Genomic DNA, 12217 nt, shown 5'->3' with positions numbered 1-12217 from the left:
AGCCTGCGCTCATACCGCGAGCCGGATCTGTCTGGGATCGATCCTGAGCAATCTCAGGAGGCTGGATGGTGGGCGCGACAGGGATCGAACCTGTGACCCCTACGATGTCAACGTAGTGCTCTCCCGCTGAGCTACGCGCCCGCCGGAGCCGCCATGCGGGAAGCGGCTCCGATGTGAGGCGCCGTATAGAGGGTGCAGGCCCCGGTTGGCAAGCCGGTTTCGAGACGGCTTTGCGGAAAAGATCCGGCTCTTTATCGTCTAGGGGTACCTGGGATAGGAGGCCGCCCATCAGCAGCAGGACGGGGGCGAGCGTGACGAGCGAGCGCGCAGGTCGGGTCCGCGCGGGCGCGGCCCGCCCGGTGGAATTGCAGGCGATGATCGTGCCGCTCCGGGGATCCGGCACGACGCGCGCGTTTGCCGCCGATCCGCATGATGCCGCCGCGCTCCTCCTCGACCTGCGCGGTGCCGGTCTCGGCGGACGCTGGGTGGAGATCAGTTTTCGCGATGAGGGCCGCGGCTCGTTCAGCCGGGTCGAACTCGCCGCGGTCGCCGAGGGCCTGAGCGAGCACGAGACCACCAGCCTCGCCGAGCGCGCCTTCGGCAACGGCCGCTTCACCTGGATCGGGCGGCTGCCCGCGGGCCTCGTCGCCCTCCGGCTCACGCCGATGCTCGGCGAGACCGAGGTGACGCTGACCGATCTCACCATCCGGGTACGCAGCCGCCTCGCCCTCCTGGGCCGGGGCGCCCTGCGCCGGCCGGACCTCGCCGCGCAGGCGGTGCTCTGGCGCAGCCTCGGCAAGCGGGTGCGCGCGCGCAACCGGCTGACGCGGGCGATCACCCCGCCGGGCCTCACGGGCTACGACACCTGGGTGCGCTGCTTCGACACCCTGTCGGATGATGATCGCGCACGGATCCGGGCCGAGGTCGCGGCGATGACCGATCCACCGCGGATCTCGGTGGTGATGCCGGTCTACAATCCGGCGCCGAAGGTGCTGGAGGAGGCGCTCCGCTCGGTCCGTGCGCAGCTCTATCCGCATTGGGAGCTGTGCATCGCCGACGATGCATCGACGGATCCGGCGGTGCCACGCCTCCTCGCCCGAATCGCCAAGGAGGAGCCGCGCGTGAGGCTGGTGCGCCGCCCGGAGAACGGGCATATCGCGCGGGCCACCAACACGGCGCTGGAGCTCGCGACGGGCGCCTTCGTCGCCTTCATGGATCACGACGACGTGCTGCCGGAGCACGCCCTGTTCGAGGTCGCGAAGGCCATCCTGCGCGAGCCGCAGCTCGATCTCGTCTACACCGACGAGGACAAGATCGACGTCAAGGGCCGGCGCTTCGAGCCGCATTTCAAGTGCGACTGGAATCCCGAACTCCTCTACGCCCAGAACTACATCAACCACCTGACCGTGGTGCGGACCAGCCTGGTGCGCGAGGTCGGCGGCCTGAAAGTCGGCTTCGAGGGCAGCCAGGATCACGACCTGCTCCTGCGCCTCAGCGACCGCCTGTCCCGGGACCGCATCCGGCACCTGCCGCAGGTGCTCTATCATTGGCGCGCGGCGATCGGCTCCGGCACCTTCTCGGACACGGCGCTCGAACGCGCCGAGGCCGCCCGGCTCCAGGCCCTGCGCGACCTGATCGCCCGGCGCGGCTGGCCGCACCGCGCCGAGCGCGGGCCGCTCGGGTTCAACCGCCTGGTCCGCGCCCTCCCCGCCCCCGCCCCGCGCGTCTCGGTGGTGATCCCGACCCGCGACCGGGCGGAACTTTTACGCGTCGCCCTGAGGGGGCTGCTGCACGAGACCGCCTATCCGGACATCGAGGTGATCATCCTCGACAACGACAGCCGTGAACCCGAGACCGCGGCGCTCCTGGCCGAGGCCGCCACCGATCCGCGGGTCCGCGTCCTCACGAGCCCCGGCGCCTTCAACTTCTCGGCCCTGTCGAATCAGGGGGCGGCGGCGGCGACCGGGCCGCTCATCCTCTTCCTCAACAACGACGTGGAGGTGACGCAGCCGGGCTGGCTCACCGAGATGGCCTCCATCGCCGTCGAGCCGACCGTCGGCGCCGTGGGCGCGAAGCTGTCCTATCCGGACGGCACGCTCCAGCACGGGGGCGTGGTGCTGGGGGCGGGCGGCGTCGCCGGCCACAGCCATCCCGGCATCGGGCCGGACGATCCGGGCTATTTCGGCCGCATGGTCATGGCGCAGGAGGTCTCCGCCGTCACCGGCGCCTGCCTGATGATGCGCCGCAGCGTCTTCACGCAGGTGGGCGGCTTCGACGCGGAGCGCCTCACCGTGGCATTCAACGACGTCGACCTCTGCCTGCGCATCCGGCAGGCGGGTTATCTGATCATCTGGACGCCGCATGCCAGCCTGATCCACCACGAATCGAAGAGCCGTGGCCTGGAGGACACGCCGGCCAAGCGCGCCCGCTTCGAGGCCGAGGTGATGACGATGCTGGACCGCTGGGGCCCGCAGCTGCGCAACGATCCCTACTACAACCCGAACTTCGCGCGCGCGAAGGCGCAGTTCCGGCTATGGTGAGCGCGGGCCGGCCTCGGTTGCCGGCCGCAGATTGCCCCGCTAGAGGATTGCTCCGGATCGGAACCCAGGCGGCGTGCCGGGCCGGCCGAAGCGCAGGACGGGGGTCGAGATGCGCGTGGCAATGGTGGGATCCGGCTATGTCGGTCTGGTTTCGGGGGCCTGCTTTGCCGATTTCGGCCACAATGTGGTGTGCGTCGACAAGGACCCGGCCAAGATCGAGGCGCTCACGGCCGGCCGCATGCCGATCTTCGAGCCCGGCCTCGACACCCTGGTGGCTGACAACGTCCGCCAGGGCCGGCTCTCCTTCACCACCGACCTCGCCGCCGGCGTGGCGGATGCCGATGCGGTCTTCATCGCGGTGGGCACCCCCTCCCGCCGCGGCGACGGCTTTGCCGATCTCAGCTTCGTGTTCCAGGCCGCCCGCGACATCGCCCAGGCGCTCACCCGCTTCACCGTGGTGGTCACCAAGTCCACCGTCCCGGTCGGCACCGGCGACGAGGTCGAGCGCATCATCCGCGAGAGCCGCCCCGCGGCCGAGGTCGCCGTGGTCTCCAACCCCGAATTCCTGCGCGAGGGCGCGGCCATCGCCGACTTCAAGCGGCCCGACCGCATCGTCATCGGCGCCGAGGAGGCCCGCGCCGCCGAGGTGATCAGCGAGCTCTACCGCCCGCTCTACCTCAACCAGGCGCCGATCCTGGTGACCAGCCGGCGCACCGCCGAGCTGACCAAGTACGCGGCCAATGCGTTCCTGGCCACCAAGATCACCTTCATCAACGAGATGGCCGATCTGTGCGAGCAGGTCGGCGCCGACGTGCAGCAGGTGGCCCGCGGCATCGGCCTCGACAACCGGATCGGGCCGAAATTCCTGCATGCGGGCCCGGGCTATGGCGGCTCCTGCTTTCCCAAGGACACGCTGGCGCTGGTCAAGACGGCGCAGGATGCCGGCAGCCCGGTGCGGCTGGTGGAGACCGTGGTGGCGGTCAACGACAGCCGCAAGCGGGCGATGGCCCGCAAGGTGATCCTGGCCTGCGGGGGCAGCGTGCGGGGCAAGCGGATCGCGGTGCTGGGGCTGACCTTCAAGCCGAACACCGACGACATGCGCGACGCTCCCTCCCTGGCGATCATCGCCGGGCTCCAGGATGCGGGAGCGCGGGTGGTGGCCTACGACCCCGAGGGGATGGAGCAGGCCCGTCCGCTTCTGAGCGGGGTGGAGTATGCGGAGGATCCCTATTCCTGTGCGGAGAAAGCGGACGCGCTGGTGATCGTGACCGAGTGGAACGCGTTCCGGGCCCTCGACCTCGCTCGGCTGCGGGCCGTGATGGCGGCCCCGGTCCTCGTCGACCTGCGCAATGTCTACCGGCCCGAGGATGCCCGCCGGTACGGCTTCGCCTATACCAGCGTCGGACGCGCCCCTGAGCGCGGCGCGGTGATGTCCGCCGAAGAGGTCCCGCACCGCGACGGCGCGTCTGCCGGGGGCGGGACGGGCCTTCCGCCCGGTTGAGTCGATTGCGGAGCCTGAAAGCCGATGCAGACCTTCTTCGTCGAGATCAAATGCCGGCTCGGGCGCACCTACTCGGTCGCCAGCGCCCTCGCCGACCGGGAGATCGCGTCCGAGATCTATTCCACGGCCGGGCATTACGACGTGCTGGCGAAGTTCCACGTCGACGACGACGTGGATATCGGCCATTTCGTGGCCGCGCAGGTGCAGACGATTCCCGACATCCAGGACACCCGCACCATCATCACCTTCAAGGCCTTCTGAATCCGGCCTGTCCGGTGGTCGCGCCCCAGGCCCGCCCGCGCCGCAAGGCGGTCCATTTCGCCCTGCCCGACCCGCGGCTGCCGCAATACGACCCGAATTTCACGTTTATTGTTCACCCGGGCGAGCACAGGGCGGAGCGGCGTTAACTTAACCGTACCCCTGCCCCGTGCCAACTTGAGAAACTTGTCGATGTGCTGCGGATGAGGGCAAGCTGCCACTCTTTGCGACACAAGTTTGACTGATGAAGATGTGCAACACTGTTCGCGTATTGGTACGGATGGTGGGATTACGGCGGCCTCCGGGGGTTGGCCTCGGCTCAGGTTGCATACTATGGCTTAGGAAGGTCCGCGTCGGCACGAAACCGCCGGCTTCCCCAATGAGCGAGCGTGCGTACCGAACGTGAGACATCGTCCTGACATCGCGATCATCGGCCGAGCCTGCCGGCTCCCGGGTGCAACCGGTATCGACGGCCTCTGGCAGCTTCTCGTGGAGGGTCGCTGCGCCGTCTCGCGGATTCCGGAGGACCGCTGGTCGCTGGAGCGTCTCGGCCATCCGCGGGCGCAGGAGCGTGGCAAGAGCTACACCTGGGCCGCCGGCGTGCTCGACGACATCTGGTCCTTCGACCCGACCGTCTTCGGCATCTCGCCGCGCGAGGCGGAGCAGATGGACCCGCAGCAGCGTCTGCTGCTGGAGCTGACCTGGGAGGCGCTCGAGGATGCGGGCCTGCGCCCCTCCGCCATCGCGGGCAGCGAGGTGGGCGTGTTCGTGGGCGCCTCGTCGCTGGATTACGGCAACCTGCGGGTGCTCGACGTGGCCTCCGGCGACGCCTATGCGGCGACCGGCAACACGCTGTCGATCCTCTCGAACCGCATCTCCTACATCTTCGACCTGAAGGGGCCGAGCTTCACCCTCGACACGGCCTGCTCCTCGTCGCTCGTCGCCCTCGACGCCGCCGTGGCGGCGATCGCCTCCGGCCGCATCGACACGGCGGTGGTCGCGGGCGTCAACGTGCTCGCGAGCCCGTTCAACTTCGTCTCCTTCTCGAATGCCTCGATGCTGTCGCGCACCGGGCTGTGCCGCGCCTTCTCGTCGAAGGCGGACGGCTATGTCCGGGCGGAGGGCGGCGTGGTCCTGGTGCTGCAATCGGCAAAGGCCGCCGCGCGCGCCGGCGCCAGCGTGCGCAGCGTCATCGCGGCCTCCAAGGTCAACTCGGACGGGCGCACCACCGGCATCTCGCTTCCCTCCGGCTACGCCCAGGGCGTGCTCCTCGAAGAGATCTACCGCGAGGCCGGGATCGACCTCGATGCGGTCTCCTTCGTGGAGGCGCACGGCACCGGCACGCCGGTTGGCGACCCGATCGAGGCCGGCGCCATCGGCGCCAAGCTCGGCCGCGCCCGCTCGGCCCCGCTGCCGATCGGCTCGATCAAGACCAATATCGGCCATACCGAGCCGGTCTCGGGGCTGGCCGGGCTGCTCAAGGCGAGCCTCGCCCTCGAGCACGACCTGCTGCCGCCCTCGCTGCATTGCGACGAGCTCAATCCCGGCATCCGCTTCGACGAGCTGAACCTTTCGGTCAACACGGCCCTGCGGCCCCTGCCCCGGACCGGGCCTGAGCGCTTCGCGGGCGTGAACTCCTTCGGCTTCGGCGGGACGAACGCCCACGTCATCCTGACCGACCCCAAGGTGACCGACACCAAGGGCGCGGCGAAGCCCGTCCGGCCGGCCGGGGCGACGCCGGCTCCCGCTCCCGAGGTGCTGCTGGTCTCGGCGCAGACGAGGGCCGCCCTCAACGACCTCGCGGAGGCCTATGCCGACCGGCTGGAGGGAGCCGAGCCGGCGGAACTCGCCCGGATCGCCGCCGCCGCCGCCCACCGCCGCGAGCGCCTGCCCGCGCGCCTCGCCGTTCCGCTGACCGATCCCGCCGCAATCGCCGAGACCCTGCGGGCCGTCGCCGCTGCGGAAGAGCCGCAGGGCGCCGCCCTCGGCACCGCGGTCGAGCGCGCCGGGCCGGTCGCCTTCGTGTATTCGGGCAATGGCAGCCAGTGGGCCGGCATGGGCCGGGACGCCTACGCGACGAGCGCCGTCTTCGCCGCGTGCTTCGACGCGGTCGATGCCCTGTTCGGGCCGCTCTCGGGCTGGTCGCTCAAGGAGGCGCTGTTCGCCGAGGATCTCGACCAGCGCCTTGCGCTCACCAGCGTATCGCAGCCGCTGATCTTCGCGATCCAGAGCGCCTCGACCGCTTCCCTGCGCGCCCTCGGCCTCAAGCCCGGCATCATCCTCGGCCACTCGGTCGGCGAGATCGCAGCCGCGGAAGCGGCCGGCATCCTCAGCCTCGACCAGGCCGTGCGGGTGATCTTCAACCGCTCGAAGCACCAGGAGAGCACGCGCGGCCTTGGCACCATGGCGGTGCTGCTCGCGCCCGTCGAGGAGGTGGAGAGCTTCCTCGTCGATTTTCCGGACCTCGACATCGCGGCGTTCAACAGCCCGAAGGCCGTGACGGTGGCCGGCCCCGTCGATTCGATCGAGGCCGCCATGAAGGCGATCGCTCGCAAGCGCCGCCGCGGGCGCAAGCTCGACCTCGACTACGCCTTCCATGGGCGCCTGATGGATCCGATCGAGGGGCCGCTCCTGCGCGACCTCAAGGGCCTGACGCCTGCGGCCGGCACGGTCCCGCTCGCCTCGACGGTGACGGGCGATGTGCTGCCGGGCGAGCGCTTCGATGCCGGCTACTGGTGGCGCAACATCCGCGAGCCGGTGCGGTTCAGCGAGGCGGTGCAGGCGGCTGCGAAGGCCGGGGCGCGGGTGTTCGTGGAGGTCGGGCCGCGTCCGACCCTGCTGCCGCATATCGGCGACTGCCTGGAGCCGCTCGGCATCGATGGCGCCACGGTCGGCGTGCTGCAGAAGAAGCCGACCGACCGCGATCCCTTCCTGCAGGCGCTGGCGAGTGCCCTGGTGCAGGGCGCGGCTTTGGACGAGGACGTCGCCTTCGGGGCCGATCCGGCCGGCGCGGTGGCGCTGCCCACCTATCCGTGGCAGCGCAAGACCTTCCGGCTCGCCGAGACCACGGAGGTGCTGAGCCCCGCGAGCCCGCGGCCCTACCACCCGCTGATCGGCTCGCGCCTGTTCGCGGGCGGGCTGGAATGGCAGGCGCATCTCGACCTCGCCACCAACCCGGACCTCGACGATCACCGCATCGACGGACAGGCGATCCTCCCGGGCGCCGCCTTCGTCGAGATGGCCCTGGCGGTCGCCCGCGAGCATCTGGGCTCGGACGCCGTCACGCTGGCGGATGTCGAGATCCAGCAGCCGATGATCTTCTCCGAGGAGGCCCTGCGCGAGGTGCAGGCGCGGTTCGCGCCCGGCATCAACCAGGTGCAGATCCTCTCCCGGCCGCGGCTCGCCCAGGCGGCGTGGCAGCTCCACGCCGTGGCGAAGATCGTGGAAGGCGAGCGGCCGGCTCCGCCTCCGGTGACGGTGGCGCTTCCCGACGAGCAGGTCGTCGAGGGCCACGAACTCTACCAGCGGGCGCTGCGCTCAGGGCTCGGCTTCGGCCCGAGCTTCCGGCAGGTGGCCCGCAGCGCCCGGATCGACGAGACGACGATCGTGTCGGAACTCGTGCCGGCGGAGGCGAATCCCCGCTTCGGCCTGGTGCCGTCGCGCCTCGATTCCTGCTTCCACGGCCTGATCCTGCTCTTCGCGGATCTCCTCGGCGAGAGCGCCACCAAGGCCTATGTGCCGGTGCGCTTCGGCGAGGTGCGGCTGCTGCGGCCCGGCACCGTGATCGCCCGCGCGGTGATCCGCACCCTGCGCTGCAACGAGCGCAGCATCCTGGCGGACTTCACCCTCCTCGATGCCGAGGGCGCGGTGATCGCCACCCTGCGCGAAGGCCGCTTCCAGGCCCTGCGCGGCAAGGCCGGCGGCGACCTCGACGCCTACCTGATCCGGCAGTCGACGGAGCTCGCCACCGAGCCGACCGCGATTCCGCTCGAGCCACAGCCCTCGGTCGCGACGATCGTCCGGCGGCAGGCGCCGAGCGTGATCGCTGAGGGCGAGGCCGTGCTCGCGCCCGGCCACATGCTGCTCGAAGGCTGGGCGACGGCGCTCGCCTACCGGCTCGCCCGGGGCCTGTCCCGCGGGGGCATGATCGACCTCGCCGCCACCCCCCAGGTGCCGGCGGCGCTGCGGGCGTGGTTCGTCAATCAGCTCATCGCCCTCGAAGGCAGCGGCCTCGCAGAGAGCACGGAGAACGGCCGCTGGCGGCTGCGCACCGACGTGACGCTGCCCGATCCCGACGAGATCATGCGCTGGATCGCGGCGGACCATCCCGACCTCTCGGCGGAGCTGCTGCTCTGCGCGGATCTCGGCGCGGTGGTGGGCCGTCTCCTCGACGGGGCCCTGACGCAGCCGCCGGTCCTGCCGCAGGCGGCCCTGGACGGCTTCGCGCTGCGCGGCGCCACGGTGCGCGCCTCGGCGGCGACGCTGATGCGGCTCCTCGAGCGCAGCCAGTCGGCGCTGCCGCGCGACCGGGCGTTGCGCCTCCTCCAGATCGGCTACGGCCCGCTCTCCGCGCAGGTCGCGGCCTTCGCGGCCGCCTGCGAGGCGAAGCTCACCGTGTTCGAGGCGGATCATCGCCTCGCCGAGCGGGCCCGGCTCGCCCTCCCGGCCGGCGTCAGCGTGATCGAGGATGCGGCGGAACTCGCCCCGGCCAGCGTCGATGCGGTGCTGGCGAGCGACGTGCTCCACCGCAGCGACCGGGATCTCCTCGGGCGGCTCGCCGCGAGCCTCGCGACCGGCGGCCTCTTCGCCGCCGTGGAGCCCGCCGCCTCCCTGTTCCGCGATCTCGTCTTCGGGCTCAGCCCCGGCTGGTTCGAGGGCGAGGCCACCCTGCCGGTCGGACGCCTCGACGATGTCGCGGGCTGGCAGCGGACGCTCTCCGCCGCCGGTCTCGTGAAGGTCGCGGCCGACCGGGCCGCCACGGAGGCCGGCAACGATCTCCTGCTGCTCGCCGAGGCGCCGCCGCGTCCCAAGCCGGCGCCGGGCCAGACCTTCGCCTTCATCATCGGCTCGAACGACGAATTCGCGGCCGAGACCGCGTCCTCGCTGGCGACGCTGCTCGTCGCGAGCGGCGTGCATGTCTCGATCATCCTCGATTCCGAGGTGTCGCTGCGGGAGCTGGCGCGGGAGACCCCCGATACGGTGGTGTATCTCGCGGGAGCCTTCGCGCGCGGCGGCGATCCGGCCGAGCACCTGCGCGACCGCTGCCTCAGCCTGAAGCGCTGCGTCGAGCATCTCGGCACCCGTCCCACGCGGCTCTGGGTCGTCTGCCCCGGCGCCACCCGCGACCACGGCGGCCAGATCTGCAGCGTCGAGACGGGCGTCTGGGCCTTCACCCGAACCCTCGCCAACGAGGTGGCGAGCCTTGATGTGCGCCGGATCGACCTGTCGTCGGCCCTCTCCTCCAAGCGCTCGGCCGAGCGCCTGCGCGACCTCATCCTCTCGGGCACCCCCGAGACGGAGATCGTGCTGGACGAGGACCGCACCCGGGTGGTCCGCTTCTCGCCGGGATCGGGTGGCCTGCGCTTAGGTCCCGACGCGGCCGCGGCACCCGCGGCGCGCCTGGAGCGCAGCGCCGTCGGCGGGCTCAACGAGATGCGCTGGGGACCGGCCGAGCGCGTCGCGCCCGGGCCGGGCCAGGTGGAGATCGCCGTCGAGGCAACCGGCCTGAATTTTCGCGATGTGCTCTGGGCGCTCTCGATGCTGCCCGAGGAGATCCTGGAGGACGGCTTCGCCGGCCCCCGGCTCGGCCTCGAATGTGCGGGCCGCGTCGCCGCGGTGGGCCCGGGCGTCACCGCCGTCGCCCCGGGCGACGCGGTGGTGGCCTTCGCCCAGTCCGGCTTCGCCACCCATGTGGTGGTGCCGGAGATGGTGGTGGCCCGGGCGCCCAAGGGCATCAGCCTTCAGGCCGCCGCCACGACGCCGGTCGCCTTCCTCACGGCCTATTACGGCCTCGTCACCCTCGCCCATCTCAAGGCGGGCGAGTGGGTGCTGGTCCATGGCGGGGCGGGCGGCGTCGGCCTCGCGGCCCTGCAGATCGCCTCGTTGCGCGGGGCCCGGGTGATCGCGACGGCCGGCTCGACCGAGAAGCGCGCCCTCGTGAAGGCGCTCGGGGCCGAGCGCGTGCTCGATTCCCGCTCGCTCGCCTTCGTGGACGAGATCCGCCGCATCACCGGCGACGGCGTCGACGTGGTGCTCAACAGCCTCTCGGGCGAGGCGATGGAGCGCAGCCTCAACGTCCTCAAGCCCTTCGGCCGCTTCGTGGAGCTGGGCAAGCGGGACTACGTGGCCAACACCCATATCGGCCTGCGCCCCTTCCGCCGCAACCTGTCCTATTTCGGAGTCGATCTCGACCAGCTGCTGCAGTTCCAGCCCGAGGAAGGCCAGCGGCTGTTCCGCGAGGTGATGGCCCTGTTCGCGGACGGGGCGCTCAAGCCCCTGCCCTACCAGCCCTTCGCGGCCGAGGAAGTGTCGGACGCCTTCCGGCTGATGCAGCAGTCGGGCCATGTGGGCAAGATCGTGATCGCGCCGCCGAAGCCCGGCACGATCCCGGCCGAGACCCGCCGCCCCTTCGTGGTGGCGCCCGACCGCAGTCACCTCGTCACCGGCGGTCTCGGCGGCTTCGGCATCGAGGCGGCGCGCTGGCTCGCCGATCGCGGCGCCCGGCACATCGTGCTCGTGGGCCGCAAGGCTCCGACGGGCGAGGCGGCGCTCTCGGCCATCGCCGAGCTGAGGGGAAGCGGCGTGAACCTGCGCGTCGCCTCCTGCGACACCACGGACCGGGAGGCGGTGGCTCGCCTTCTCGACGAGGTCGAGGCGGAGGGCCCGCCGCTTGCCGGCATCATCCACGGCGCGATGGTGCTTCAGGACGGGCTCATCGCCAATCTCGACCCGGCGGCGCTGGAGGCGGTGCTGGCGCCGAAGGTGACGGGGGCGAGCCACCTCGACGCCCTGACCCGCTCGCGCGATCTCGACTACTTCGTGCTGTTCTCCTCGGCCACGACCTTCATCGGCAATCCCGGCCAGGGCGCCTATGTGGCGGCGAACGGCTTCATGGAGGGCCTCGCCCGTCAGCGCCGCCGCCTCGGCCTGCCGGCGCTGGCGGTGGCCTGGGGGGCGATCGGCGATGTGGGCGTGCTCGCCCGCAACCGGGCCGTGATGGAGACCCTCTCCGAGCGCGTCGGCGTGACGCCGGTCGAGGCGCGCAAGTCCCTCGACCTGATGGCCGAGGCCCTCGGGCTCCAGGGGCCCGCCCCGGACGATGCGGTGGTGGCGATCGCCGCGATGCATTGGGGCAAGGCCCGCGAGCGCCTCGCGACGCTCAAGGCGCCGAGCTATGCGGCGCTTGGCTCCGAGCAGCAGGCGGAGGCCGGCGGCGTCACCGCGATCAGCATCCCGTCCCTGCTGCGCAGCCTCGACATCGACGAGGTGCGCAAGGTGGTGGCGGATGCCATCGTGGAGGATGTCGCGCGCATCCTGCGCCTGCCGAAGGACGATCTCAGCCGCGTGCGGCAGCTCTCGGAGATCGGCCTCGACTCGCTGATGGGGGTCGAGCTCGGCGCCAGCCTGCAGGAGCGCTTCGGCCTCGAGGCACCGCCGGCGGGCGTGTCGAGCGGCCAGACCATCGTCGAGCTGGCCGACACCCTGATCCAGTCGGTGGCGGCGCCGATCGACGAGGGGGCCGCCGCGGTGCTCAGCCTCGCGCAGCGCCACGCGGGCGAGAGCCTGGACGCGAGCCAGCTCGATCCGCTTCAGGCCCTCGTCGAAGAGAAGAGCCGCGAGATCAAGGTGATCCTGTGAGCACGCCGGCGCGGCGCAAGCCGCGCCGGTTCCGGATCATCCCGATATCGCCGCACTCGTC

The 12217-nt window shown here is 71.4% G+C and carries 4 protein-coding genes and 1 tRNA gene; 4 read left to right on the top strand and 1 reads right to left on the bottom strand.

The annotated features are described in order from the left end of the window. Positions 1-66: 66 nt before the first annotated feature. Positions 67-141 (bottom strand) — tRNA-Val (locus tag MNOD_RS09420). A 233-nt stretch (positions 142-374) separates the two neighbouring features. Between MNOD_RS09420 and MNOD_RS09415 the strand changes: the two genes are divergently transcribed. The 4 genes from MNOD_RS09415 (at position 375) to MNOD_RS09400 (ending at position 12156) form a co-directional block, all read left to right on the top strand. Further along, on the top strand, positions 375-2540 hold the full coding sequence (locus MNOD_RS09415) for a glycosyltransferase family 2 protein (protein WP_015928626.1): 2166 nt from the start codon (positions 375-377) through the stop codon (positions 2538-2540). A 109-nt stretch (positions 2541-2649) separates the two neighbouring features. Further along, complete coding sequence (locus MNOD_RS09410) at positions 2650-4041, top strand: UDP-glucose dehydrogenase family protein (protein ID WP_015928625.1); 1392 nt, start codon at positions 2650-2652, stop codon at positions 4039-4041. 24 nt (positions 4042-4065) lie between these two features. Beyond that, positions 4066-4302, top strand: a complete 237-nt coding sequence (locus tag MNOD_RS09405; RefSeq protein WP_015928624.1) for an Lrp/AsnC ligand binding domain-containing protein — start codon at positions 4066-4068, stop codon at positions 4300-4302. Between the two features lie 399 nt (positions 4303-4701). Then, entirely contained in the window at positions 4702-12156 is a 7455-nt protein-coding gene (locus tag MNOD_RS09400; RefSeq protein ID WP_015928623.1) for a type I polyketide synthase, read from the top strand. Positions 12157-12217 lie beyond the last annotated feature (61 nt).

Source organism: Methylobacterium nodulans ORS 2060 (assembly GCF_000022085.1).
GTDB classification, from domain to species: Bacteria; Pseudomonadota; Alphaproteobacteria; order Rhizobiales; family Beijerinckiaceae; genus Methylobacterium; species Methylobacterium nodulans.
This window is presented reverse-complemented; position numbering and strand designations above follow the sequence as displayed.